Source organism: Bradyrhizobium sp. AUGA SZCCT0182 (assembly GCF_018130185.1).
Lineage (GTDB): Bacteria > Pseudomonadota > Alphaproteobacteria > Rhizobiales > Xanthobacteraceae > Bradyrhizobium.
Map to the genome: position 1 here is coordinate 22,904 of NZ_JAFCLY010000025.1, position 23,566 is coordinate 46,469.

25 protein-coding genes are annotated in these 23,566 nt (G+C 63.0%); 19 read left to right on the plus strand and 6 right to left on the minus strand.

Going from position 1 to position 23,566, the window contains the following annotated elements:
* Positions 1–65: 65 nt before the first annotated feature.
* Positions 66–1,202 carry an ROK family protein gene (locus JQ611_RS24535; protein WP_212267761.1) on the minus strand — a complete coding sequence of 379 codons (1,137 nt, stop codon included), beginning with the start codon at positions 1,200–1,202 and terminating at the stop codon, positions 66–68.
* Between the two features lie 364 nt (positions 1,203–1,566).
* On the opposite strand from JQ611_RS24535, the gene rplU reads away from it, so the two are divergent.
* The 3 genes from rplU (at position 1,567) to JQ611_RS24550 (ending at position 3,091) form a co-directional block, all read left to right on the plus strand.
* Complete coding sequence (gene rplU / locus JQ611_RS24540) at positions 1,567–2,013, plus strand: 50S ribosomal protein L21 (RefSeq protein ID WP_212267759.1); 447 nt, start codon at positions 1,567–1,569, stop codon at positions 2,011–2,013.
* Between the two features lie 90 nt (positions 2,014–2,103).
* Positions 2,104–2,373: a 50S ribosomal protein L27 gene (gene rpmA / locus JQ611_RS24545; RefSeq protein ID WP_192739055.1), complete on the plus strand. Its 270-nt coding sequence runs from the start codon at positions 2,104–2,106 to the stop codon at positions 2,371–2,373.
* Between the two features lie 124 nt (positions 2,374–2,497).
* The gene (locus JQ611_RS24550) at positions 2,498–3,091 is read left to right on the plus strand and encodes a GNAT family N-acetyltransferase (protein WP_211999220.1); all 594 of its coding nucleotides are present in this window, start codon (positions 2,498–2,500) and stop codon (positions 3,089–3,091) included.
* Positions 3,092–3,241: 150 nt separating this feature from the next.
* Here the strand turns inward: JQ611_RS24550 and JQ611_RS24555 are convergent, their stop codons facing one another.
* Positions 3,242–4,156, minus strand: a complete 915-nt coding sequence (locus JQ611_RS24555; RefSeq protein WP_212267757.1) for a DMT family transporter — start codon at positions 4,154–4,156, stop codon at positions 3,242–3,244.
* A 2-nt stretch (positions 4,157–4,158) separates the two neighbouring features.
* Here JQ611_RS24555 and JQ611_RS24560 point away from each other — a divergent pair, with 2 nt between their 5' ends.
* The 5 genes from JQ611_RS24560 to JQ611_RS24580 all read left to right on the plus strand — a co-directional run bounded on the left by JQ611_RS24560 (position 4,159) and on the right by JQ611_RS24580 (position 8,651).
* A complete protein-coding gene (locus tag JQ611_RS24560) occupies positions 4,159–4,401 on the plus strand; it encodes a hypothetical protein (RefSeq protein WP_212389377.1) in 243 nt (80 codons plus the stop codon).
* A complete protein-coding gene (locus JQ611_RS24565; protein WP_212267753.1) occupies positions 4,398–4,877 on the plus strand; it encodes a MaoC family dehydratase in 480 nt (159 codons plus the stop codon). Before JQ611_RS24560 ends, JQ611_RS24565 begins: the two co-directional genes overlap by 4 nt.
* 311 nt (positions 4,878–5,188) lie before the next feature.
* Positions 5,189–6,247 (plus strand): GTPase ObgE, encoded by a 1,059-nt coding sequence (obgE, locus tag JQ611_RS24570; RefSeq protein WP_212204199.1) that lies wholly within the window; start codon positions 5,189–5,191, stop codon positions 6,245–6,247.
* A gap of 80 nt (positions 6,248–6,327) precedes the next feature.
* Complete coding sequence (locus JQ611_RS24575) at positions 6,328–7,953, plus strand: alkaline phosphatase family protein (RefSeq protein WP_212389378.1); 1,626 nt, start codon at positions 6,328–6,330, stop codon at positions 7,951–7,953.
* A gap of 17 nt (positions 7,954–7,970) precedes the next feature.
* Complete coding sequence (locus JQ611_RS24580; protein ID WP_212389379.1) at positions 7,971–8,651, plus strand: ankyrin repeat domain-containing protein; 681 nt, start codon at positions 7,971–7,973, stop codon at positions 8,649–8,651.
* Positions 8,652–8,687: 36 nt separating this feature from the next.
* On the opposite strand, the gene JQ611_RS24585 is transcribed toward JQ611_RS24580, so the two are convergent.
* The gene (locus JQ611_RS24585; protein ID WP_212466837.1) at positions 8,688–9,656 is read right to left on the minus strand and encodes a Bug family tripartite tricarboxylate transporter substrate binding protein; all 969 of its coding nucleotides are present in this window, start codon (positions 9,654–9,656) and stop codon (positions 8,688–8,690) included.
* A gap of 144 nt (positions 9,657–9,800) precedes the next feature.
* On the opposite strand from JQ611_RS24585, the gene proB reads away from it, so the two are divergent.
* The 11 genes from proB to JQ611_RS24640 all read left to right on the plus strand — a co-directional run bounded on the left by proB (position 9,801) and on the right by JQ611_RS24640 (position 20,437).
* Positions 9,801–10,943, plus strand: a complete 1,143-nt coding sequence (proB, locus tag JQ611_RS24590; RefSeq protein ID WP_212466838.1) for a glutamate 5-kinase — start codon at positions 9,801–9,803, stop codon at positions 10,941–10,943.
* A gap of 206 nt (positions 10,944–11,149) precedes the next feature.
* Positions 11,150–12,442, plus strand: a complete 1,293-nt coding sequence (locus tag JQ611_RS24595; RefSeq protein ID WP_212466839.1) for a glutamate-5-semialdehyde dehydrogenase — start codon at positions 11,150–11,152, stop codon at positions 12,440–12,442.
* A gap of 49 nt (positions 12,443–12,491) precedes the next feature.
* Positions 12,492–13,118, plus strand: coding sequence for a nicotinate-nucleotide adenylyltransferase (locus JQ611_RS24600; RefSeq protein ID WP_212267737.1), 627 nt, complete (start codon positions 12,492–12,494; stop codon positions 13,116–13,118).
* A gap of 237 nt (positions 13,119–13,355) precedes the next feature.
* Complete coding sequence (rsfS, locus tag JQ611_RS24605; RefSeq protein WP_212267734.1) at positions 13,356–13,712, plus strand: ribosome silencing factor; 357 nt, start codon at positions 13,356–13,358, stop codon at positions 13,710–13,712.
* A gap of 101 nt (positions 13,713–13,813) precedes the next feature.
* Complete coding sequence (rlmH, locus tag JQ611_RS24610) at positions 13,814–14,296, plus strand: 23S rRNA (pseudouridine(1915)-N(3))-methyltransferase RlmH (RefSeq protein WP_212267731.1); 483 nt, start codon at positions 13,814–13,816, stop codon at positions 14,294–14,296.
* A gap of 141 nt (positions 14,297–14,437) precedes the next feature.
* Positions 14,438–15,760 (plus strand): murein hydrolase activator EnvC, encoded by a 1,323-nt coding sequence (locus JQ611_RS24615; RefSeq protein ID WP_212466878.1) that lies wholly within the window; start codon positions 14,438–14,440, stop codon positions 15,758–15,760.
* A complete protein-coding gene (locus tag JQ611_RS24620; protein ID WP_212267728.1) occupies positions 15,757–17,118 on the plus strand; it encodes a S41 family peptidase in 1,362 nt (453 codons plus the stop codon). The genes JQ611_RS24615 and JQ611_RS24620 overlap by 4 nt, the downstream gene beginning before the upstream one ends.
* 186 nt (positions 17,119–17,304) lie before the next feature.
* The gene (locus tag JQ611_RS24625) at positions 17,305–18,510 is read left to right on the plus strand and encodes a divergent polysaccharide deacetylase family protein (RefSeq protein ID WP_212466840.1); all 1,206 of its coding nucleotides are present in this window, start codon (positions 17,305–17,307) and stop codon (positions 18,508–18,510) included.
* Positions 18,511–18,591: 81 nt separating this feature from the next.
* A complete protein-coding gene (locus JQ611_RS24630; RefSeq protein ID WP_212267721.1) occupies positions 18,592–19,095 on the plus strand; it encodes an RNA pyrophosphohydrolase in 504 nt (167 codons plus the stop codon).
* A 153-nt stretch (positions 19,096–19,248) separates the two neighbouring features.
* Positions 19,249–19,758 carry an RNA pyrophosphohydrolase gene (locus JQ611_RS24635; RefSeq protein ID WP_212267718.1) on the plus strand — a complete coding sequence of 170 codons (510 nt, stop codon included), beginning with the start codon at positions 19,249–19,251 and terminating at the stop codon, positions 19,756–19,758.
* 10 nt (positions 19,759–19,768) lie between these two features.
* Positions 19,769–20,437 (plus strand): HAD family hydrolase, encoded by a 669-nt coding sequence (locus tag JQ611_RS24640; RefSeq protein WP_212466841.1) that lies wholly within the window; start codon positions 19,769–19,771, stop codon positions 20,435–20,437.
* 209 nt (positions 20,438–20,646) lie between these two features.
* On the opposite strand, the gene JQ611_RS24645 is transcribed toward JQ611_RS24640, so the two are convergent.
* The 3 genes from JQ611_RS24645 to JQ611_RS24655 form a co-directional block, all read right to left on the minus strand.
* Positions 20,647–21,054, minus strand: coding sequence for a F0F1 ATP synthase subunit epsilon (locus JQ611_RS24645; protein ID WP_212267712.1), 408 nt, complete (start codon positions 21,052–21,054; stop codon positions 20,647–20,649).
* Between the two features lie 96 nt (positions 21,055–21,150).
* On the minus strand, positions 21,151–22,593 hold the full coding sequence (gene atpD, locus JQ611_RS24650; RefSeq protein WP_212267709.1) for a F0F1 ATP synthase subunit beta: 1,443 nt from the start codon (positions 22,591–22,593) through the stop codon (positions 21,151–21,153).
* A 58-nt stretch (positions 22,594–22,651) separates the two neighbouring features.
* A complete protein-coding gene (locus JQ611_RS24655) occupies positions 22,652–23,530 on the minus strand; it encodes a F0F1 ATP synthase subunit gamma (protein WP_212267706.1) in 879 nt (292 codons plus the stop codon).
* Positions 23,531–23,566 lie beyond the last annotated feature (36 nt).

Consider the following 23,566-nt stretch of genomic DNA (forward strand, 5'->3'; position numbering starts at 1 on the left):
CCGGTCCCTTGTTTTCAGGGGTTTTGCTCGCTGCGGCCGGCATTAACCGAACTCGAACGCGCCCGTTAATCTTTACCCTTCTTTGCTTTCTTGTCGTCCTTGTCGCTGTCGCCCTTGTCTTTGGCCTTTTCGCTCTTGCCGTTTTCTTTCCTGCGATTGGTGAAGCGCGCATTGCCGAGACCGGTACCGATGGTCAGCACGCCCCATCGTTCGACATCCTGCATGTAAGGGACCTCGGAAAGCCCCTGCACGACGCCGTCATTATGCATCAACACCGCCGTGTCGTGATCGCCGATCATCGGTATAGCTTCCACGAGACTTGCCGGCAGATTGAATTTGCTGCTCTCCCAATTGCCCGGCAGATTCTGTGCACCTTTTTCGATCGAGCCATCGCCGTTGATCACACCGGGACAGGCAATGCCGATGAAAGGCGCCAGCTTGTGGCCCTCTGTTTCAGCCTCGGCGATCAGATCCTTCAGCATCTTGACCAGCCGTTTTACCGCGCCCTCGCGCGTCGGCTCGTCGTCGGCATGCCGCCACAGTTCGGACTTCCAAACCTCGGCCTTCGAAAGATCGGGCGTCTTCTTCCAGCGCGTCTCGACCACGCCGCAGCGGATGTTGGTGCCGCCGATGTCGACGCTCAGGATGCTGTCATAGCCCTCGAAAATCCATGACGGCGCCAGGTGCAGCGCGCCGATCAGGCCGGCGTCATCCGGATGAAAACGGATCGGCACCAGATCGACGTCATACTCCTCGGCCTTGAGGAGAAGCCCGGTGCGGGCGATCGCGAGTTCGCCGACCCGGCTTTGCCGGAATCCGCCACCGACCACAATGCGCTCGGTATCAGCCCAGGCCTTGGTCTTGAGGAAGCGCCCGGTCACATAGGCAAGCTCCTGCGCGAATTCCTCGATCGCGCCATGCACCAGCGCGGCGGCAGCGAGATCGTCGCCCACCAGCGCCTCGTCGAGGTCGCCCTTGGCGATCTCGTCAGTGGATTTTTTCCCCAACGGATCGTCGCCGTTTTTCTTCAGCGGCTTGCGCAGCGTATCCAATATCTTGCGAAACGCGCCCTTGCTGGCGCGGTCACCGAGGAACCCGTCATCGTCCTTCAGCTCTATATTAAAGCTGTCGACCTCGACGGACGGTAGACGGCCTGCGCCGTGGCGGGCGATGCCCGTTGTCGTGACTGTGTCTTCTGCCATTTTTGCCCTAGCCCAACCGGATTTCGGTGACACAACGGGCGGGGAACCCATTGGTTTCACTTGGGCGAGTGGCCAATGGCGAAGGGCGAGCAGCGAATGGGCCGCCCTATTCGCCGTTTCCTGATCCAAATCCTTCATTTGGCCCGGTTTTTGGGCTCCTTTGCCTTGACTCGGGGCTGCCAGCGGCTATAAGTCCCGGCATCCGGCGCGGGATTTCTCGCGCCGCTTGTTTTTGCGCGAATTTGAGGGCTCACACCCCGACCGTGCGAAAATCGTACCCATAACGACTGACCAAAAAGCCGACCCGGACATGCCCCTATGGGGAGACGTCCGAGGCCGGGATCGAACACGAAGGAATAAAACGATGTTCGCAGTCATCAAAACCGGCGGCCGGCAATACCGGGTCGTTCCGAATGATGTACTCGAGATAGGCAAGATCGCCGGCGACGTCGGCACGATCGTGCAACTTGGCGAAGTTCTGGTGCTCGGCGGTGACACGCCGGTGCTGGGCATGCCCACGGTCGCCGGCGCCTCGGTCGCGGCAGAAGTGCTGGACCACAAGCGCGGCGCCAAGGTGATCGCGTTCAAGAAGCGCCGCCGCAAGAATTCGCGCCGCAAGCGCGGCTATCGCGACGAGCTCACGGTGCTTCGCATCACCGAGATCCTGGCCGATAACGCCAAGCCTTCGATCGGCCCGCGGCCGAAGAAGGAAAAGGTCGTCGCGGCGCCCGCCGAGGGCGACGAGGCACCGGCGGCCAAGAAGGCGCCCGCAAAAAAGGCTCCGGCCAAGAAGGCTGCAGCCAAGAAGTGATATCAGCGCATCAGAATGTGATGCGTGACAAAGCGTGAAATGATTCCGTCAAGGAATTGATCTAGATTACGGCGAAGTTGGAGACGGGCCATGGCTCACAAAAAAGCAGGCGGTTCATCGCGGAACGGACGTGATTCAGCAGGCAAGCGCCTTGGCATCAAGGCGTATGGCGGCGAGCACGTGATCCCCGGCAACATTATCGCGCGTCAGCGCGGCACCACCTGGCATCCCGGCCTTAATGTGGGCATGGGCACCGACCATACTCTCTTCGCCAAGATCGAAGGTCACGTCGAGTTCCGTGCAAAAGGCAATGGCCGCACTTTCGTATCGGTTGTTCCGATGGCGGAGGCGGCCGAATAGACGGTGGACAACATGAGTCCGCCGGGTCCTGTTGAACCGGCGGAGTCAAAAAAGGCTCCAAGGGGAGGCGGGAAACCGGCCTCCCTTTTTGTTTGCGTATGTTTTCGCATTTCAGGAGCCCGACATGTTGCAGGACATCCCGACCCCGACATTGCGTGAAGCGAGTCCATGCGTCCTCGAGACCGAGCGGCTGACCTTGCGCCGGCCGACGCTCGCGGACGTAAAAGCGATTGCGTACCTCGCCAACGATCGCCGCATTGCGGAAAACACCCGCCGCCTGCCGCATCCGTACTCAAGGGATCACGCCGTCGAATTCGTGCGCGCGTTGGGCGGTGGCCGGGCAACCGTGTTCCTGATCGAGAACAATCATTCGCCGCTCGGCATGGTCGGCATCGACTGGCGCGAGCAGGACGCACCGGAACTCGGCTATTGGCTTGGCGTCGAGCATTGGGGCCAGGGCTTTGGCACCGAAGCTGCGCGCGCGGTGATCGATTTTCACTTCGAGGAATTCGATGCCGAGCACCTGATATCAGGCGCCCGCGTCGCCAACCCCTCCTCGCGCAACATCCTGGAGAAATGCGGCTTCCAGTGGAGCGGCGTCGAACTGCACCGCTTCGAGGCGCTGGGATCGTCGACCCCGGTCGACTGTTTCCGTCTGTCGCGCAGCGTCTGGTCGTCGCTGAAGAACTGGGGCACTTCGACGAGGAGAGAGCGGTAGCCGTCTCCCTTCCCCTCTCCCCTTGTGGGAGAGGGTGGCACGGACGCGCGAAGCGCGTTCGTGACGGGTGAGGGGTTGTCTCCGCGGATGGAGACCCCTCATCCGGCGCTTCGCGCCACCTTCTCCCACAAGGGGAGAAGGGAAGAATCATCACGCCGGTGGATTGACCACCGTCTCCTCGCGCCCGAGCTGCTGCTCGCGCAGGAAGATGTAAAGTCCGGCGCCGATGATGATCGCGGCGCCTACGATGGTCGCCGGTGACGGCACGTCTCCCCACACCACGAAGCCGAAGATCACCGCCCACACGATCATCGAATATTGATACGGCACCACGACGCTGGCCGGCGCCAGTTTCAGCGAGCGGTTGACGCATAGCAGCGCGCACACCGAAATAATGCCCGCCGCGGCAAACAGGCCCAGGCTGCCGGGCGACGGCGTCACCCAGCCAAACGGCGACATCACCGCGCCGAGCAGGAAGGTGCCGGCGAATTGCGATGACGCCAGCACGATATCCGGCGTCGCCCGCAGCGAGCGCGTGATCAGCATCAGCAACGCGAATGAAAAGCTGCCGGCGAGCGCGATCATTGCGGGCCAGCTCACGGTCTGTGCCGATGGCCGCAGCGCGATCAATACGCCGGCGAAGCCGATCAGAATGGCGGTCCAGCGCCGCCAGCCGACGCGCTCGCCCAGCACCAGCCCCGACAGCGCCGTGACGAAAATCGGCGCCGCCAGATAATAGGTGATGACGTCGGCGAGCGGCAGATAGACGGTCGCGATAAAGAAGGCGGCAACTTCCAGCGTGGAGAGCGTCACCCGGAGCAATTGCAGCCATGGCCGTTCCAGGCGCGTGAATTCGGCGCGCTGCTTCCAGATGATCGGCAGCAGCACCAGGAGCGCCGCGCAGGCGCGCAGCCACAGCAATTGCCCGACCGAATAGGTCGCGACCATGAACTTGCCGAGCGCGTCGCCGAACGAGAACATGAAGATCGACAGCAGCATCAATCCGATGCCGGCCAGCCGCGCGGAACGCTCGTCATAGGTGGATGGTTTTGCGAAGAGGCTCATCGATGAATTCGGCGTTTCCCATCATGGCCGGACAAAAGCGCGAAGCGCGTCTTTACGCCAAGGCTCCGGCCATCGACGTCTTTTTGTTGCTGCGATGTTTTAAAGACGTGGACGCCCGGGATGTCCAGTGCGAAGGCGCGCTTTGTGCGTTTACCCCTCATGACGAATTGAACGGATTGTCGCAGTATCCCCTCTGCGATACCGGTACGCCATCTCGCAAGGCACAACAGGAATCCGAGCCATGACCGACTTCGACCCCGCCCAACATCGTATGGTGTCTGAGCAGCGCTGGTTCGAGGATTTCAAGCTCGGCGAGCGTTTCGTGATCCCGAGCCGGACCCAGACCTCGGCCGTGTTCGCCGCGTTCCAGACCGCGAGCGGCGATACCCACCCGATCCACTACGATGTCGAATATTGCCGCGCCCGCGGCATGCCGGACCTGCTCGCGCATGGATTCCAGACCCTGGTCCACACCGCGCCGGGCGCCGGGCTGTTTCCTTACATTGTCGAGGAATCGCTGATCGGATTTCTCGAACAGTCGAGTAGGTTCCTCAAGCCGGTCTATGCCGGCGATACCATCTATCCCGCGCTTGAAGTAACCGAACTTGTCCCCGGCCGCAGCACCGGCGTGGTGACGCTGCGCTCGACCGTGTTCAATCAGCGCAAGGAACTGGTGCTGGAAGGCATGCAGAAGTTTTTGATCCGCAAGCGGCCGAGCTGATCGCGTCTCTTTCGATCACCCCAGGCCCCGATGTAAGCTGGTTGGAGCGATATCACGCCTGAGCGGCCGGAATATCGCCCAAGGCCGTAAAAAGGCCCGAAAATTAAGGCTTTTCGCCAATGTTTGGTGGCTTGAGGGTTGCCGCAGCGGCCCCCCTGCCTTACCTAGTACCTATTCTGCACCGATTGATCGGAACGAGGCTCCAGCGCTCGTTTGACGCGTTTACCGCAGATAAGTCTACGCAATCTGCGTAAACTTGATTGCACCGCGATCCGCTGCCCAATTCGCTCGAAAACGCCATAGAAGCCATCATGAAATTCCTTGACGAAGCAAAGGTCTATATCCGCTCCGGCGACGGCGGCAACGGCTGCGTTGCGTTCCGCCGCGAGAAGTTCATCGAGTTCGGTGGCCCCTCCGGCGGCAATGGCGGCCGCGGCGGCGACGTCGTCATCGAAGTGGTCGATGGACTGAACACGCTGATCGACTATCGCTACCAGCAGCACTTCAAGGCGCAGAAGGGCACCAATGGCATGGGCAAGGACCGCCATGGCGCCAACGGCAAGTCGATCGTGCTCAAGGTGCCGGTCGGCACGCAGATCTTCGACGAGGATCGCGAGACCCTGATCCACGACTTCACCACGCTCGGCGAAAAATTCGTGCTGGCCGAAGGCGGCAATGGCGGCTTCGGCAATGCGCATTTCAAATCCTCCACCAACCGCGCGCCGCGCAACGCCAATCCCGGCCAGGAAGGCGAGGAACGCTGGATCTGGCTGCGGCTGAAATTGATCGCCGATGCCGGCCTCGTCGGCCTGCCCAACGCCGGCAAGTCGACCTTCCTCTCGGTCGTCAGCGCGGCAAAGCCGAAGATCGCGGACTATCCCTTCACCACATTGCATCCGCAGCTCGGCGTCGTGAATGCGCAGGGCCGTGAATTCGTGCTGGCGGATATTCCGGGCCTGATCGAGGGCGCGCATGAAGGCGCCGGCCTCGGCGACAGGTTCTTGGGCCATGTCGAACGCTGCCGCGTGCTGCTGCATCTGATCGATGCGACCTGCGAACATGCCGGCAAGGCCTACAAGACGGTCCGCACCGAGCTCGATGCCTATGAGGGACATCTCGCCGAGAAGATCGAAATCGTCGCTCTCAACAAGATCGATGCCGTGACGCCGGACGAGCTGAAGAAGCAAAAGGACCGGTTGAAGCGCGCGGCGAAGAAGACGCCGCTGCTGATCTCGGCGGTGACCGGCGAAGGCATGCCGGAAGCCCTGAAGGCGCTGGTCGAGGTGATCGGCGAAGCCCCGGTTTCGCTGAAGGCCAAGGGCGGCGCGGCACAGGCCGAACCCTGGACCCCGGCGACGCCGCAGGGCTGAAGCTTGCGGCGCAAGGCGGTTTGCAATCAGCCGTTCGATATTGCAGCATCGGACGATTGAAATCGTACCCTGTGTGAAGCATGCCGCAGCCCAAGAACGTCCTCTGGATCATGTGCGATCAGCTTCGCTATGATTATTTGGGCTGTACCGGCCACCCGACGCTGACCACGCCGAACATCGATGCGATGGCGAAACGCGGCGTGCGCTTTTCAAAAGCCTATGTGCAGTCACCGATCTGTGGCCCCTCGCGGATGTCGTTCTACACCGGCCGCTACATGCGCTCGCACGGCTCGCACTGGAACGGCTGGCCGCTGCGGGTGGGCGAGCCCACGCTCGGCGATCACCTGAACAAGATCGGCGTCCGCAACGTGCTGGTCGGCAAGACTCACATGGCCCCTGACATCGAAGGCCTGAAGGCGCTCGGGATCGCGCCGGATTCCATCATCGGCGTGCATGTGTCGGAATGCGGTTTTGAGCCCTATGAACGCGACGACGGCCTGCATCCCGATAACCGGCCCCGCCCGCGTTACGACAATTATCTTCGTGAGCAGGGCTATGAGGCCACCAATCCCTGGGAGCACTGGGCCAATTCAGGCGCGGATGACGACGGCGCGCTGCAGAATGGCTGGCTATTGGTGCACGCCGACAAGGCCGCGCGCGTTTCCGAAGAGCATTCCGAAACGCCCTACATGACCCGCCGCGCGATGGATTTTATCACAGAGGCCGAAGCGGACGGACGTCCCTGGTGCCTGCATCTGTCCTATATCAAGCCGCATTGGCCCTATATCGCCCCCGAGCCCTACGCCAGCATGTACAGCGCCGCCGACATCTTGCCGGCGGTACGCTCGGAGAAGGAGCGTCTGGAAGCCCATCCGGTGTTCGCCGCCTATATGGACATGCGCTACTCGCGCAACATGGCGCGCGACGAGGCGCGGGAAAAAGTCATCCCGACCTATATGGGCCTGATCAAGCAGATCGACGACCAGATGGGCGTGCTGATGCAGTTCCTGGAGAGCCGCGGCCTGCTCGACACCACGATGATCGTGTTCACCTCTGACCATGGCGACTATCTCGGCGACCACTGGATGGGCGAGAAGGATCTGTTCCACGATCAATCCGCCAAAATTCCGCTGATCGTGATCGATCCGTCACGCGAGGCCGACGCGACGCGCGGCACTGTCAGCGATGCGCTGGTCGAGGCGATCGATCTGGCGCCGACCTTCATCGAGTATTTCGGCGGCAAGGCGCCGGATCATATTCTCGAAGGCCGCTCCCTGATGCCCCTGCTGCACGGCGCTACTCCCGCCGATTGGCGCAAGGTGGCGTTCTCCGAGTACGATTACTGCATGCAGGACGTTCGCTTGAAGCTGAACCAGCCGATCGAACAATGCCGCCTGTTCATGGCGTTCGACGGCCGCTGGAAATACGTTCAGGCCTCAGGCTTCCGCCCGATGCTCTACGACCTCGAAAGCGATCCGCAGGAATTTGTCGATCGCGGCGAAGATCCGTCATGCGCTGACGTGATCGGGCGGCTGCAGGCGGCGCTGTTCGACTGGGCGCTGCATCCCAAGATGCACATCACCACGCCGAACGCGAAGATCGCCGCCTACGCGGAGAACCAGCTTCAGGTCAAGAACGGCGTACTGATCGGGATCTGGGACGAGGCGGAGCTCGCCGCGATCCGCAAGCGGATTGCAACGCAATAGCGCCGGGAGGCTCTCCCATGCATGTCCTCGCTGCCCTGCTTCTCGCGCTCGTGACCACCCTGCCCGCCTCCGCCCAGATCGCCCCGACCGAGACGGAAGTGCGTGCCTATGGCGGCCTGCATGCCGCCGCCGCCCGCGGCGACATCGCCGAAATCGAACAGCGCATCGGCTCAAATGAAAACAAGGAAGCGACCGACAGCCGGCAACGAACGCCGCTGCACGTCGCCGTCTACCTGAAAAAGCACGATGCCGCCCGCGCCCTGATCCGGCTCGGCGCCGATCCCAACAAGCTTGAGATCGATCGTTACGACATCATCACGATCGCGGCGGTCGCCAACGATGTGCCGATGCTCCGAATCGCGATCGAGGGCGGAGGCAACCCAAAGGCCGTCACCAGCCGCTACGACGGCACGGCCCTGATCGCGGCAGCTCATCTTGGCCATGCTGAAGTGGTGCGAATGCTGATCGCCGCGAAGGCACCGCTGGATCACGTCAACAATCTGAAATGGACCGCGCTGATCGAATCCATCGTGCTTGGCGACGGCGGCAGGAACCACACCGAGACGCTGCGCGCCCTGGTCGAGGCCGGCGCCGACGTGAACATTCCGGACGGCAGTGGCGCGACACCGCTCAAACTCGCGAAAGGTCACGGCTATCGCGAGATGGTGGCCATCCTGGAAAAGGCCGGAGCGAAATGAGGGTAGTCCTCGAACCGATATCAGTGCGCGCCAGCCTCAATTCGTGATCTTGTAGCCGGTTGCCTTCACGATCGGCTGCCAGAATGCGGTGTCGGCGGCGAGCCTTTGCGTCAATTCCTCCGGTGTCGAGCCGACCGGGATAAGCATTATCGCGAGCAGCTTCTCCTTCACATCCGGCTTCGTCAGCACCTCGGCAACCGCGGCGCTGACCTTTTTCGCGAAGTCCGGCGAGCTGCCCGCCGGCAGCCACATGCCGTACCAGGCATCGGCCACCAGATCGACGCCGCTTTCCTTCAGAGTAGGAATGTCCGGCAAGAACGACGAGCGCGTGGCACTGGCAATCGCAACGATCTTTAATCCCCCGGCGCGATGCTGCGCGATCGCATCTGACACTGTTGTGATACCGAACGGTAAATGGCCGCCGATCAGGTCGTTCACGATTAACGCGGAGCCGCGGTACGGCACCTTGGTCATCGAAAGGCCGAGCACCTGCTCGAGCTGCCAACCGGTGAAATGCGGGATGTTGCCGCTGCCCGGCACGCCGTAGGTCGCCTTTGCAGGGTTTGCCTTCAGCCAAGCCACCAATTCCCTAAAATCCTTGACGCCAATCGCGGAGCTCGCCGCGATGGCAAACTCGAAGCGAACAAGTTGCGATACGGGCACGAAATCTTTCGCCGCATCGAAGCTTGGCGCGGTCTCGACCATCGGCAGCAGATACATGGTGGGACCGGTGGTCACGAGAACGGTGGCGCCGTCGGGGCTCGCGCCCTTCACTGCCCGGATACCGATCAACCCGTCGCCCCCGGTACGGCTCTCGACAATCACGTTGCGATCGAGCGCAGGCCCGAGATACTGCGCGATCAGGCGGCACAGCGCATCGCCGCTGCCGCCCGCCGCAAACGGGAAAATGATCTTCGTCAGCGGGCCGGACTGGCCAAGCGCCTCGCCCGTGCGACCGACCAATGACAGTCCAGCACATCCCGCCAAAAACGACCGACGATCCATTTATCTTCCCCCTGCAAGATTTGCCCCATTACACCAGACTGGGGCCACCATTGAAACATAGCTCATACGGTGCCGGGTCGCTTGCACCGGCCCGCGTCCTGCTGCAAAACAGCCCCCTTCCAGAGCATTCGAAGACCTCAATCCATGAAACGCCCCGCGCTCAAGAGTTTTCGCCGTATCGTCGTCAAGGTCGGCTCGTCGCTGCTGATCGATTCCGATGCGGGCGAGGTGCGGGCGCCGTGGCTGGCTGCCCTTGCCGCCGATATCGCCAAACTCCACGGCGAGGGCCGCGATGTGCTGGTGGTTTCGTCGGGCTCAATTGCGCTCGGACGCAGCCGCCTCAAGCTGCCGCGCGGGCCGTTAAAACTGGAGGAAAGCCAGGGGGCGGCGGCGGTCGGACAGATCGCGCTGGCGCGGATCTGGTCGGAAGTGCTCGGCGACCACGGCATCGGGGCCGGGCAGATCCTGGTGACGCTGCAGGACACCGAAGAGCGCCGGCGCTACCTCAATGCCCGCTCCACCATCGCCAAACTGCTGGAATGGCGCGCGGTGCCCGTCATCAATGAGAACGACACGGTCGCCACCAACGAAATCCGCTACGGCGATAATGACCGCCTCGCCGCGCGCGTCGCCACCATGACGAGCGCCGATTTGCTGATCCTGCTGTCCGACATCGACGGCCTTTACGATGCGCCGCCCGGCGCCAACCCCAATGCCAAACTGATTCCGATCGTGGAATCCGTCACCTCGGAGATCGAGGCGATGGCGGGGGCTGCCGAATCCGAGCTGTCGCGCGGCGGCATGTACACCAAGATCGAGGCGGCAAAGATCGCGACCACATCAGGCACGCACATGCTGATCGCCTCGGGCAAGATCGAGCATCCGCTGCAGGCCATCGCGGACGGCGGCCGCTGTACCTGGTTCCTGACGCCGGCCAATCCCGTCACCGCGCGAAAACGCTGGATCGCGGGATCGCTGGAGCCGAAGGGCACGCTGACCATCGACGCCGGCGCGGTTACGGCGCTGCGTGCCGGAAAGAGCCTGCTGCCGGCCGGCGTGATCCGGATCGACGGCCAGTTCGCCCGCGGCGACGCCGTGGTGGTGCGCGGCCCGGATACCCATGAAATCGGCCGCGGGCTTGTGGCCTATGATGCCGAGGACGCCGACAAGATCAAAGGCCGCTCCTCGCCTGACGTCATGGCCATTCTGGGCATCAGCGGCCGGGCCGAGATGATCCACCGCGATGATTTGGTGGTGGGGCCGGCCGGGACTGTTCCGGTCAAATAGAGCGTTTTCGAGCGAAGTGGGCACCGGTTCGCGCCAGGAAAACGCGACCAACAAAGAACTAGAGCCTCCAACGGGCTCTAGGCCAGTGGCCGACCTCTCCGCCCTGCCCAGCCCACCAGCCATGCCGGGTCCGCACCTCGCAAATGCGGGATTTCCGTGCTAGGACATGGCCTTAACCTGATACCTGACGTCTACTTGGGACCACCATGACTGCGCCGCTGAAAGCCATCGACGGCAACGCCGATTTGCCCGCTTTGATGACCGAACTCGCTTCCCGCGCGCGCGCTGCTGCGCGGGTGCTGGCGCTCGCCTCGCCCGACCAGAAGAACCGGGCGCTCGACGCCATCGCATCCGCGATCCGCAGCCACGCACCTGATATCCTCGCCGCCAATGCCGAGGACGTCTCCGAAGTGCGCGCCGGCGGCGCGACCTCGGCCTTCATCGATCGCCTGACGCTGACGCCGGCCCGGGTCGAAGCGATGGCCGAGGGTGTCGCGACCGTGCGCGGGATTGCCGATCCGATCGGCGCCGTCACCGAAAGCTGGCAGCGCCCCAACGGCATGACCATCGAGCGCGTGCGGGTGCCTCTCGGCGTCATCGCCGTGATCTTCGAAAGCCGCCCCAATGTCGCCGCCGACGCCGGCGTGCTGTGCCTGAAATCCGGCAACGCCGTGATCCTGCGCGGCGGCTCCGACAGTTTCCGTTCCTGCCGCGCGATCCATGATTGCCTGGTGCAGGGTCTTCGCGAAGCCGGCCTGCCCGAGGCCGCGATCACGCTGGTGCCGACCCGCGATCGTGCCGCGGTGGGCCTGCTGCTGACCGGCTTGAACGGCGGCGTCGACGTGATCGTGCCGCGCGGCGGCAAGAGCCTGGTCGCGCGCGTCGAAGCCGAAGCGCGCGTGCCGGTGTTCGCGCATCTCGAAGGCGTCAACCACGTCTATGTCGATCACACCGCCAAGCTCGAAATGGCGAAGTCGATCGTGCTCAACGCCAAGATGCGCCGACCCGGCGTTTGCGGGGCCGCCGAGACCTTGTTGGTCGATCGCGCCGGCGCGTCTGTTAACCTCAAGCCGCTGGTCGAAATGCTGATCGATGCCGGCTGCGAAGTGCGCGGCGACGCCGCCGTGCAGCGCGTCGACAGCAGGGTGAAACCCGCGTCCGACGAAGATTGGGACACCGAATATGAGGACGCGATCATCGCGGCGAAAGTGGTCGATGGGCTCGATGACGCGATCGCGCATATCCAGAATCACGGCTCGCACCACACCGATGCGATCGTGACGGAAGACGCCGATGCCGCCGAGAAATTCCTGAGCGAAGTCGACTCGGCGATCGTGCTGCACAATGCATCAACGCAGTTCGCCGATGGCGGCGAATTCGGCTTCGGCGCCGAGATCGGCATTGCCACCGGCAAATTCCACGCCCGCGGCCCTGTCGGCGCCGAGCAACTGACCAGTTTCAAATATCGCGTCCACGGCACCGGGCAGACGCGGCCGTGACCCTAACGACGCTTTCGAGCAAAACCCCGCGCGCGCAGTGGCGGCATTGATGCCGCCGCAATCCGCTTCGCAAGCGATCCCGTTCCACACCAACGGCATGCGCGTTGGCCTGCTCGGCGGCTCGTTCAATCCGCCGCACGCGGCGCACCGCGCCATCAGCCAGTTCGCGCTGAAGCGTCTGAAGCTCGATCGCGTCTGGTGGCTGCTGACACCGGGCAATCCGTTGAAGGATAATGGCGGGCTGCACGACCTGTCCGAACGCGCCGATGCCGCGCGGAAAGTCGCCGACGATCCGCGCATCGATATCAGCTGTCTCGAAGCTGTCATTGGCGTCAGGTACACTGTCGATACGATCATCCATTTGCGGCGCCGCGTCTCCGGTGTGCATTTTGTCTGGATCATGGGCGCTGATAATCTTGCGCAGTTCCATCGCTGGAAGGATTGGCGGCGCATCGCGTCCGAGGTGCCGATCGCTGTGATCGACCGCCCCCCACAGAGTTTCCGGGCGCTTGCCGCCCCTGCCGCACAGGCGCTGGCGCGCTACCGCCTGCCCGAGAATCAGGCCGCCCGGCTGGCGGATCAGCAGACCCCCGCCTGGGCTTTCCTCACCGGCATGAAACTGAACCTGTCTTCGACCGGCCTTCGGAACTCGGACGGAAGCTGGAGGACGAAGTGAGCCTTGAAAGTCAGCTTTGGGGCTCACTGGAATATTGAAACCGTTAACCCCACATGCCTAATATAGCCCGTGGGCGCCAAGGATTCGGCGTTCGCGATACAGTGAAAGGAATGGTCCCTGGCCACATCTGTATTGTCCAAGTCTGTTTTGCCCAAGGTTTCCAAGACTCCTGCAAAGGCGACTCCTGCAAAGCCTGCTGCAAAAACCGCCCGCAAAACATCGACCAAAGCTGCGGCCTTGAAGGCGCAACCCGACGCCGACAAGACGCTGAATATGATCCTCTCCCGCCTCGACGATATGAAGGCGGAAGAAACGGTCACCATCGACCTTCGCGGCAAATCGGCTTTTTCCGACTACATGATCGTCACCACGGGCCGGGCCAACCGGCACGTCGGCGCGATCGCGGAAAACGTCACCAAGGCCCTGAAGGAAACCGGCATCAAAGGCATCCATGTCGAGGGCTTGCCCAATTGCGACTGGGTGCTGATCGATTCCGGCGATGTGGTCGTGCACGTATTCAGACCCGAGGTGCGCGAATTCTACAATCTGGAAAGATTGTGGACGCAAAACCCGGCGGCGGCGAAGGCGATCTGAGTTTTTGAGCCGATGCGAATCGGCTGCAGCGCATGTAGCGTGCGTGCGCCGTTGGCGCGCGAGTAAACGATTTGACGAATTTTTTGCGCGGCATGCTTTGAATGAAGATCGTCGTCGTTTCCATCGGCCGGCTGAAACAGGGCCCGGAGCGGGAACTGGCCGAACGCTATCGCGAGCGCTTCGAGGACATCGGCCGCAAGCTCGGCTTTCGCGGCCTCGAGATTCATGAAATTCCGGAAAGCCGCGCGCGCGACGCCGCGACCCGGATCGCCGACGAGGCGGCTGCGATTTCAGCGCTGATCCCGGAGAAATGCGTGCTGGTGGCGCTCGACGAACGCGGCAAGAGCATCGACAGCGCAAGCTTCGCCCAGCAGCTCGGCCGCTGGCGTGACGAAGCTGTCGCCAACACAATTTTCACAATCGGCGGCGCGGACGGACTTTCGCCCGATTTGCAGCGCAGAGCCAAGCTGCGCATTGCGTTCGGCTCGGCGACCTGGCCGCATCAAATGGTCCGCGTCATGCTTCTGGAACAGATTTACCGGGCCGCGACGATTCTGTCGGGCCACCCCTATCACCGCGCTTAGGCACGGTAGCGTGAATAGAGAGCGCTGAATAACTGGATGCACACAACACGGGACATTCAAGTACGCGCTGACGCCATCGGCCATGATGGTTCGTTGGCGTCGCGTGTTCCGCTTTGCGTCGTGCTGTTGTCCGCAAGCCTGATGGGTCTTTCGATTTCGCCGGCGGCCGCGCAGGTGACGGCGCCCGCACAGCCGGCACCATCCCAGCAAGCGCCTGCCCAGCAGTTGCCTGCCCAACAAGCCGCCGCGCCTTCCCCCGAAGCTATCAAGGAACGCGAGCAGGAACTGGAAGCCGCGCGCGAGCAGCAGAAGAAGGCCGCCGAGCTGCAGCAGAAGCTTAAAGCTGATATCGCAGCGATCGGGCAGGACCGCAGCAAGCTCAACGCGCAGCTGATCGACATCGCCGCCCAGGTGCGCGGCGTGGAAACGCGCATCGGCGACGCCGAAGCGCGGCTGCGTCCGCTCGACAGCCGTGAGCAGCAGATTCGCGGCTCCCTCGACTCGCGCCGCGCCGAGATCATCGAGGTGCTGGCGGCGCTGCAGCGTGCTGGACGGCGCACACCGCCGGCGCTGCTGGTCCGCCCGGAAGACGCGCTGCAATCGCTCCGCACCGCCATGCTGCTCGGATCTGTTGTGCCCGAGCTCCGCGGTCGCGCGGAAAGATTGGCCAACGATCTCGGCGAACTCGTCGCGCTCCGCAAGACCATCGCCACCGAGCGCGATGCGCTGGCGCTCGACCGTGACAAGTTGAAAGACGATCAGATCCGGATGGCGGCGCTGGTCGAGGAGCGGCAGCGCAAGCAGAGCGCGATCGAAAAGGACATGGAAGCGGAAGCCGCCCGCGCCATCACGCTGTCCAAACAGGTCGACAGTTTGCAGGGCCTGATCGCCAAACTGGAGCAGGACCTGAAAAGCGCCGCCAAGGCGGCCGCCACCGCCAGCCTGAAGGGGGCCCCGGTGACCCCCGGCGGCAAGCCCAATCTGGGGGCGCTGAAGGATCCTGCCCGGCTCAGCCCGGCGATCGCCTTTGCCTCCGCCAAGGGATTGTTCGCCCTGCCGGTCAATGGCCGCAAGATTCGCGATTTTGGCGGTTCCGACGGCGCAGGTGGCGTCGAAAAAGGCATTTCCTTGGCAGCCCGGGCCGGTGCCCAGGTCACAACCCCGTGTGACGGCTGGGTTGTTTACGCCGGGCCGTTCCGCAGCTACGGACAACTCTTGATCCTCAATGCCGGTGGCGGGTATCATGTCCTGATCGCCGGGATGGAGCGCATTTCGGTTAACATCGGCCAGTTTGTACTTACGGGGGAGCCGGTCGCGACCATGGGGTCGACATCCCAGGTTGCATCCATTCTCGCCACCACCGCGAGTCAGCCCGTGCTCTATGTTGAGTTCCGTAAGGACGGCACTCCAATCGATCCAGGCCCATGGTGGGCCGCAAATGAAGGCGAAAAGGTTCGCGGATGATGCGCAAGACTTCAGTAATTCTCCTCAGCGCCGCCACCGGCGCAGCATTGACGCTCTTCGTGACGCAGCCTCGTTCTGTGCTGATGGGATCGGTCGCGCGTGCGGCGACCTCGGACACCTATCGCCAGCTCAATCTGTTCGGCGATGTATTCGAGCGCGTGCGCAGCGACTACGTCGAGAAGCCAGACGATTCCAAGCTGGTCGAGTCCGCCATCTCGGGCATGCTGGCCGGTCTCGATCCGCATTCCAGCTACATGGACGCCAAGAGCTTCCGCGACATGCAGGTGCAGACCCGCGGTGAGTTCGGCGGCCTCGGCATCGAAGTCACGATGGAAGACGGTCTGATCAAGGTCGTGTCCCCGATCGACGACACGCCGGCGTCGAAGGCCGGCATCATGGCCAACGACATCATCACCAATCTCGACGACGAAGCCGTGCAGGGTCTCACCCTCAACCAGGCCGTCGAGAAGATGCGCGGGCCGGTCAACACCAAGATCCGGCTCAAGATCATCCGCAAGGGCCAGGACAATCCGATCGAAGTCACGCTGGTACGCGACAATATCCGCGTCCGCTCGGTGCGCGCCCGCGTCGAAAGCGAAGATATCGCCTATATCCGCATCACGACCTTCAACGAACAGACCACCGAGGGCCTCAAGCGCGAGATCGGCAATCTGACGAATCAGATCGGCGCCGACAAGCTGAAGGGCTTCATCATCGACATGCGCAACAATCCCGGCGGCTTGCTGGAGGAAGCGGTGACGGTTTCCGACACCTTCCTCGAGCGCGGCGAGATCGTCTCGACCCGCGGCCGCAATGCCGAGGAAACCCAGCGCCGCGCTGCGCATGTCGGCGACCTGACAAAGGGCAAGCCGGTGATCGTGCTGATCAACGGTGGCTCCGCCTCCGCTTCCGAAATCGTGGCGGGTGCGCTGCAGGACCACAAGCGCGCGACGCTGATCGGTACCCGCTCTTTCGGCAAGGGCTCGGTCCAGACCATCATCCCGCTCGGCAGCGGCAACGGCGCGCTGCGTCTGACCACCGCGCGCTATTACACGCCGTCGGGCAAATCTATCCAGGCCAAAGGCATCGTTCCCGATATCGAGGTGCTGCAGGACGTCCCCGACGAGCTGAAGTCGCGTACCGACACCAAGGGCGAAGCCTCGCTCCGCGGCCATCTGAAGAACGACGGCGACGAGAAGACCGGCTCGCAATCCTACGTGCCGCCGGACGCCAAGGACGACAAGGCGCTGAAGACCGCGGCCGACCTGCTGCACGGCATCAAGTCTACCGCCACCGCGGCGCCCGCGACCGGCGACAAGGCGGCGATCGACAAGCCCGCCACCAAGGCGGCGAACTGATCGAACCCAAGTCTGTTCGAACCTAAGTCAATTCCCGTGAAAAAGGGCGGCCTTCGGGCCGCCCTTTTTGTTGCCGGTTCCAACTATCCCCCGCGGCATCCCGGGGTGGACGGCTTTTGAGCGGGTCGCGAGCGTTCGAATCCGGTCCATCGTGGTATCGTCGGCGCGGTTGATTCGGGGAGGTCCATGACGGAAACGGCCGACGAGCTGAGCACGCCGCTCGGACAGGAAACCAAGCGCAAAAAGCGCCGGTTCCGGCTTCCGTTCACCGCGATGCAGGCACTGGCCGTGCTGCTTGGCCTGTTCCTGGTCGGCTTTGCCACCATCGCCCTGTTTACGGACAATCCCTTTGGCGGCGAGCCGATCGCGCACGTCGCCATGCGCAAGACGCCCGTGGCTGACGAGAAAGCCACCGCGGCCGCGTCCGGTCCCGTCGAGCAGGCTGCGAAATCCGCGCCCAAACAGACTGCGGTCGGCGAGAACAAGACTGTCACCATCATCGACGGATCCAGCGGCAAGCGGCAGGACGTCGTGATCGGCGGCGATGCCGGCAACAACAACGATGCGGAGACAGCGCCCGCAACCGCGATGGCCGGCATCGATCCGCGCCTGCTGGAGAAGTCGCGCTACGGCATGATCCCGGTGGTTGCCGACGGCCTGAAGCCGTTTACGGTCTATGCCGCCGACGCCGACCGCGCGAAGGCCGCCAAAATGCCCGTTGTCGCCATCGTCGTTGGAGGCCTCGGTGTCGGCGCCGCCAAGACGGTTGATGCCATCATGAAGTTGCCGCCCGCCGTGACGCTGGCGTTCACGCCCTACGGGGCCGACCCGACGAAACTCGCCGAGCGCGCGCGGGCGCAACGCCACGAGATCCTGCTGCAGGTCCCGATGGAGCCGTTCGATTATCCCGACAACGATCCCGGCCCGCAGACCCTGCTGACGACGCTGGCGCCCGAGCAGAATATCGACCGTCTGTATTGGCATATGAGCCGGATCCAGGGCTATGCGGGGATCGCCAACTTCATGGGCGCGCGCTTCGTGGCGACGGACGCCGTGATGCAGCCGATCCTCCGCGAGGCGGCCAAGCGCGGCCTCGGCTATCTCGATGACGGCTCCACCCCGCGTAGCGCCGCCCCCGCATTGGCGGCGGGACAGGCGATGCCCTTCACCAAGGCCGATTTCACCATCGACGCGGTGCCGACCTCGGCCGAGATCGACCGGACGCTGCTCAAGCTCGAAACCTTGGCCAAGGAACGCGGCTTGGCCGTCGGCGTCGCCTCTGCCCTGCCGATTTCGATCGAGCGGATCGCTGCCTGGATCAAGACGCTCGAGAACCGTGGCATCCTGCTTGTGCCATTGACAACGGCGATGCTGAAATCAAAATCAGGCTAGGGATCAACCTGATGGCGCCGATCCGGCATTGCCGGCTTCGCCCGCCTGATCGCTCGAACTGTGTGTAGGAAACCTGACGGAATGGCGCGCTACGAAGACCTGCCTTACCGGACATGCGTCGGCATGATGCTGATCAACGCAGCGGGGCTGGTCTTCATCGGTCGCCGCGCCGGAGGCATCGAGCATGTCGACGAGACGCACGTCTGGCAGATGCCGCAAGGCGGCGTCGACCCCGGTGAGGACACTTGGGCGGCGGCGAAGCGCGAGCTCTACGAGGAAACCAGCGTCCGATCGGTGGAGAAGCTCGGCGAGGTCTCCGACTGGCTGATCTACGACATTCCGCGCACCGTGGCCGGCCGTACCTGGAAGGGCCGCTACCGGGGGCAGCGCCAGAAATGGTTTGCGGTCCGCTTCACCGGCAAGGATAGCGAGATCAATGTCGCGAGCCCCGGCGGCGGCCACAAAGCCGAATTCATCAGTTGGCGCTGGGAGCCGATGAAGAATCTTCCGAACCTGATCGTGCCGTTCAAGCGGCCGGTCTATGAACGCGTGGTGAAGGAATTTTCCGGCCTCGCGGGCAAGTAATGTATCCGTCATTCCGGGGCGTGAGCGAAGCGAGCGAACTACGATGTGCTATTGCACATCAGAGAATCTCGAGATTCCCCGATGCGCAATTTGCGCATCTGTGATCTGGTCCTTCGGACCATCCCGGAATGACGCCAAACGCATCAACCTTCGATGACAGATACAAAACCCTACCGCCCCAATGTCGGGATCGCCTTGTTCAATGCCGCCGGTCAGGTGCTGATCGGCCGGCGCTTTCGCGACGATGGACCCGAGATCATCCTCCCCGGTCTCGAATGGCAGATGCCGCAGGGCGGCATCGACGCCGACGAGAACCCGCGCGATGCCGTGATGCGCGAACTCTGGGAGGAGACCGGCGCAGTCAGCGCCGAGCATCTCGGTGAAACCGACTGGATGACTTACGAGTTTCCGCCCTATGACGGTCCGCCCTCGCATCGCCTCGCAAAATTCCGCGGCCAGCGGCAAAAATGGTTTGCCCTGCGCTACACCGGGCGCGACGACGAGATCGACCCGCTGACGCCGCGCAACGGGCAGCCGGCCGAATTCGACCAATGGCGCTGGGAACGGCTCGACCGCGTCGCCGATCTCGTGGTGCCGTTCCGGCGCGAGGTGTACATGGCCGTCGCCGCGGCGTTCGCACGATTTTCAACCACGCCGACTTGAGAAAGTGCCGATGCCGATCCGCGCGATATTTTTCGACGTTGGCGAGACGCTGATCGACGAAACGCGCCTGCTGCACGGCTGGGCCGACACCATGGGCGTCGATAGGGCCGAGTTTCTGGCCGTGCTCGACGATATCATTGCCAAAGGCGAAAATTACCGCCTGATCTTCGAGCGGCTGCGGCCGGGTTTTGACGTCCGTGCCGCCGCCGCCGAGCGCAAGCGAAGCGGAACTGATTTCAGGATTGAAGCGCGCGATCTCTATGCCGACGCCAGGCCATGCCTGTCCGAACTGACGCAAGACGGCTGGTTTGTCGGTATCGCCGGCAATCAGCCGCCCACGGCCAAAGCGGCGCTCGAATCGTTCGGCCTGGAGGCCAGATTGATCACGACCTCGGCGGAGCTCGGCGTCGACAAGCCTTCACTCGATTTCTATCGCGAGACCCTCGCCAAGACCTCCACAATGTCCGAGTTCGATCCAGCCGAAGTGCTCTATGTCGGTGACCGTCTCGATAACGACGTCATTCCGGCACGGAATTTTGGCATGAAGACCGCCTTACTTGAACGCGGCCCTTGGGGTCGCAACCATGTTCGCTGGCCCGATGCCGCGCTCGCCGATTTCATACTGAAAGATCTGGCCGGATTGCCGGCATTGCTGCGCGGGATGAAGCAGCAGAGCTGATATAAGCCGCTAGTTCGGTCCGACCGTGACTGGTCCGATCGCGGCGATGCGGCAATCAGTGTCGCGCTTGGCGCACCCGCTGAGAGCTTCGTTGACCGGGGCGGCTCGCGAAAGAAATACTGCCGCAAAAAGTTCAGCGCCCGTCACGGTGTGACGAGCGCTGGTGTTATCAGGGGCCTTCATTGCGCCCCGGAGCGGGACCCCGGGGCTTAATGCATCGCCGTCGTGCTGATCTGGTGCTCGATGCTCTTGAAGTGATCGAGCCGCTCGATGGCGTGGTCGAGTTCGGAGCCTTCCTTCTCGGCGAGCTTGGCTTCCATCTCGGCAATCGTCTCGGCGAACTGCGTCCTGTCGAGCTCCTGCGTCGAGATGGCGACGTCGGCGAGCACGGTGAGGCCCTTCTCCGACACTTCGGCAAGGCCACCGAGCACGATGATCTTCTGATGCGTGCCGCCGGAGGTGATGGTCAAGATGCCCGGACGGACCGCGGCCACAACCGGCGCATGGCCGGCCAGCACGCCGAAATCGCCTTCGACGCCGGGCACGTCAACCTGATCGACTTCGCCGGAGAAGGCGAGTTTTTCGGGGGAGACCAGATCGAAGTGGAAGGTGGCCATGGAGCAGTCCTGCGAATAGGAAGTGGCGCGTAGCGAATAGTGAGTGGCGAATGGAAAGGCGAATATCTATTCGCTACTCCCTGTTCGCCATTCGCCTTAGGCTGCCTCGGCAGCCAGCTTCTTGCCCTTCTCGACGGCTTCTTCAATGTTGCCGACCATGTAGAAGGCCGCTTCCGGCAGATGGTCGTACTTGCCTTCGCACAATCCGCGGAAGCCCTTGATGGTGTCGGCGAGGTCGACGAACTTGCCGGGCGAGCCGGTGAACACTTCGGCGACATGGAACGGCTGCGACAGGAAGCGCTCGATCTTGCGGGCGCGGGCAACCGCGATCTTGTCCTCTTCGGAGAGTTCGTCCATGCCGAGAATGGCGATGATGTCCTGCAGCGACTTGTAGCGCTGCAACACCTGCTGAACCATACGCGCGGTCTCGTAGTGCTCCTGGCCGACGACCAGCGGGGACAGCATGCGGGAGGTCGAGTCGAGCGGATCCACCGCGGGGTAGATGCCCTTTTCCGAAATCGCGCGGTTCAACACCGTGGTCGCGTCCAAATGGGCGAACGAGGTTGCGGGCGCCGGGTCGGTCAAGTCGTCGGCCGGCACGTAGATCGCCTGCACCGAGGTGATCGAGCCCTTGTGCGTGGTGGTGATGCGCTCCTGCAGCGCGCCCATGTCGGTGGCGAGCGTCGGCTGGTAACCCACCGCCGAAGGAATACGACCCAAGAGCGCCGACACTTCCGAGCCTGCCTGGGTGAAGCGGAAGATGTTGTCGACGAAGAACAGCACGTCCTGGCCCTGATCGCGGAAGTGCTCGGCGACGGTAAGGCCGGTAAGGCCGACGCGGGCGCGGGCGCCCGGGGGTTCGTTCATCTGACCGAACACCAGCGCGCATTTCGACTTCACGTTCGGATCGGGATTGTGCGGATCGGCGTTGACCTTCGACTCGATGAACTCGTGATAGAGGTCGTTGCCTTCGCGGGTACGCTCGCCGACGCCGGCGAACACCGAGTAACCGCCGTGCGCCTTCGCGACGTTGTTGATCAGTTCCTGAATCAGCACGGTCTTGCCGACGCCGGCGCCGCCGAACAGGCCGATCTTGCCGCCCTTGGCGTAGGGCGCCAGCAGGTCGACGACCTTGATGCCGGTGACGAGAATTTCAGCTTCGGTGGACTGGTCGGTATAGCTCGGCGCTTCCGCATGGATCGGCCGCATGCCTTCCGACACCACCGGACCGGCTTCATCGATCGGTTCGCCGATCACGTTGATGATGCGGCCGAGCGTGCCGGCACCGACCGGCACCATGATCGGCGCGCCAGTATCGGTAACCTCACCGCCGCGGACCAGGCCCTCGGTGGTGTCCATGGCGATGGTGCGCACCGTGGATTCGCCGAGATGCTGGGCGACTTCAAGCACCAGACGGTTACCATTGTTGGTGGTCTCAATCGCGTTCAGAATGGCGGGCAGATGCCCTTCGAACTGCACGTCGACGACGGCGCCGATGACCTGGACGATGTGTCCGGTCTGGTTTGCTGCTGCGGCCATAAAACTTTCTCCTTCGAATTCTTGTCTCTGGAAGTCCGTCAGGGTGTCGCGCGAATGGCTAGAGTGCCTCGGCGCCGGAGATGATTTCGATCAGCTCCTTGGTGATCTGGGCCTGACGGGTGCGGTTGTAGATAAGGGTCTGCTTGCGGATCATGTCGCCGGCGTTGCGGGTGGCGTTGTCCATCGCGCTCATCTGCGCGCCGTAGAACGAAGCGTTGTTTTCCAGCAGCGCGCGGAAGATCTGCACCGCGAGATTGCGCGGCAACAGGCGCGTCAGGATCTCGTCTTCTTCCGGCTCATATTCGTAGGACGTCGACGGACCGGCATTCGCGGCCGGCTCTTCAACCACCAGCGGGATGATCTGCTGCGCGGTCGGGATCTGGGAGATCACGGATTTGAAGCGCGAATAGAACAGCGTGCAGACGTCGAATTCGCCGGCGTCGAAGCGCGCCAAGACCTTCCTGGCGATATCCTCGGCATTGATGAAGCCGAGCTGACGCACCGATTTCAGGTCGAGATGTTCGACGATCTGCTTGTCGAACTGGCGGCGGAGCTGCTCGTAGCCCTTCCGGCCGACGCAGAAGAACTTGACCTCTTTGCCCTGGGCGATCAGCGACAGCGCGCGTTCGCGCGCCAGACGCACGATCGAGGAATTGAACGCGCCCGACAGACCACGCTCGCCGGTGCAAACCAGCAGCAGGTGAACCTGATCGTTACCGGTACCGGCCAACAGCGCCGGCGCGCCGGGTGAACCCGCGGCTGCGGTTGCGATGTTCGAGATCACCGCGTCCATTTTTTCCGCGTAGGGCCGCGCCGCTTCGGCGGCGGTCTGCGCGCGGCGCAGCTTGGAGGCTGCGACCATCTGCATGGCCTTGGTGATCTTCTGCGTCGCCTTGGTCGAGGCGATGCGGACCCGCATGTCTTTCAGTGAAGCCATTCTTAGTTCACCCCGGCGATCTGATCTCTATGACCT

Coding starts and splice junctions, on each gene's coding strand:
- JQ611_RS24630 (WP_212267721.1), top strand. CDS start 18,592: ATGGCGCGCTACGAAGACCTGCCTTACCGGACATGCGTCGGCATGATG.
- JQ611_RS24620 (WP_212267728.1), top strand. CDS start 15,757: ATGATGCGCAAGACTTCAGTAATTCTCCTCAGCGCCGCCACCGGCGCA.
- atpD (WP_212267709.1), bottom strand. CDS start 22,593: ATGGCCGCAGCAGCAAACCAGACCGGACACATCGTCCAGGTCATCGGC.
- JQ611_RS24565 (WP_212267753.1), top strand. CDS start 4,398: ATGACCGACTTCGACCCCGCCCAACATCGTATGGTGTCTGAGCAGCGC.
- JQ611_RS24600 (WP_212267737.1), top strand. CDS start 12,492: ATGCCGCCGCAATCCGCTTCGCAAGCGATCCCGTTCCACACCAACGGC.
- JQ611_RS24655 (WP_212267706.1), bottom strand. CDS start 23,530: ATGGCTTCACTGAAAGACATGCGGGTCCGCATCGCCTCGACCAAGGCG.
- proB (WP_212466838.1), top strand. CDS start 9,801: ATGAAACGCCCCGCGCTCAAGAGTTTTCGCCGTATCGTCGTCAAGGTC.
- rlmH (WP_212267731.1), top strand. CDS start 13,814: ATGAAGATCGTCGTCGTTTCCATCGGCCGGCTGAAACAGGGCCCGGAG.
- JQ611_RS24580 (WP_212389379.1), top strand. CDS start 7,971: ATGCATGTCCTCGCTGCCCTGCTTCTCGCGCTCGTGACCACCCTGCCC.
- JQ611_RS24595 (WP_212466839.1), top strand. CDS start 11,150: ATGACTGCGCCGCTGAAAGCCATCGACGGCAACGCCGATTTGCCCGCT.
- JQ611_RS24550 (WP_211999220.1), top strand. CDS start 2,498: ATGTTGCAGGACATCCCGACCCCGACATTGCGTGAAGCGAGTCCATGC.
- JQ611_RS24615 (WP_212466878.1), top strand. CDS start 14,438: ATGGGTCTTTCGATTTCGCCGGCGGCCGCGCAGGTGACGGCGCCCGCA.
- JQ611_RS24585 (WP_212466837.1), bottom strand. CDS start 9,656: ATGGATCGTCGGTCGTTTTTGGCGGGATGTGCTGGACTGTCATTGGTC.
- rplU (WP_212267759.1), top strand. CDS start 1,567: ATGTTCGCAGTCATCAAAACCGGCGGCCGGCAATACCGGGTCGTTCCG.
- JQ611_RS24555 (WP_212267757.1), bottom strand. CDS start 4,156: ATGAGCCTCTTCGCAAAACCATCCACCTATGACGAGCGTTCCGCGCGG.
- JQ611_RS24560 (WP_212389377.1), top strand. CDS start 4,159: ATGAATTCGGCGTTTCCCATCATGGCCGGACAAAAGCGCGAAGCGCGT.
- obgE (WP_212204199.1), top strand. CDS start 5,189: ATGAAATTCCTTGACGAAGCAAAGGTCTATATCCGCTCCGGCGACGGC.
- JQ611_RS24640 (WP_212466841.1), top strand. CDS start 19,769: ATGCCGATCCGCGCGATATTTTTCGACGTTGGCGAGACGCTGATCGAC.
- JQ611_RS24635 (WP_212267718.1), top strand. CDS start 19,249: ATGACAGATACAAAACCCTACCGCCCCAATGTCGGGATCGCCTTGTTC.
- JQ611_RS24625 (WP_212466840.1), top strand. CDS start 17,305: ATGACGGAAACGGCCGACGAGCTGAGCACGCCGCTCGGACAGGAAACC.
- JQ611_RS24645 (WP_212267712.1), bottom strand. CDS start 21,054: ATGGCCACCTTCCACTTCGATCTGGTCTCCCCCGAAAAACTCGCCTTC.
- JQ611_RS24575 (WP_212389378.1), top strand. CDS start 6,328: ATGCCGCAGCCCAAGAACGTCCTCTGGATCATGTGCGATCAGCTTCGC.
- rpmA (WP_192739055.1), top strand. CDS start 2,104: ATGGCTCACAAAAAAGCAGGCGGTTCATCGCGGAACGGACGTGATTCA.
- JQ611_RS24535 (WP_212267761.1), bottom strand. CDS start 1,202: ATGGCAGAAGACACAGTCACGACAACGGGCATCGCCCGCCACGGCGCA.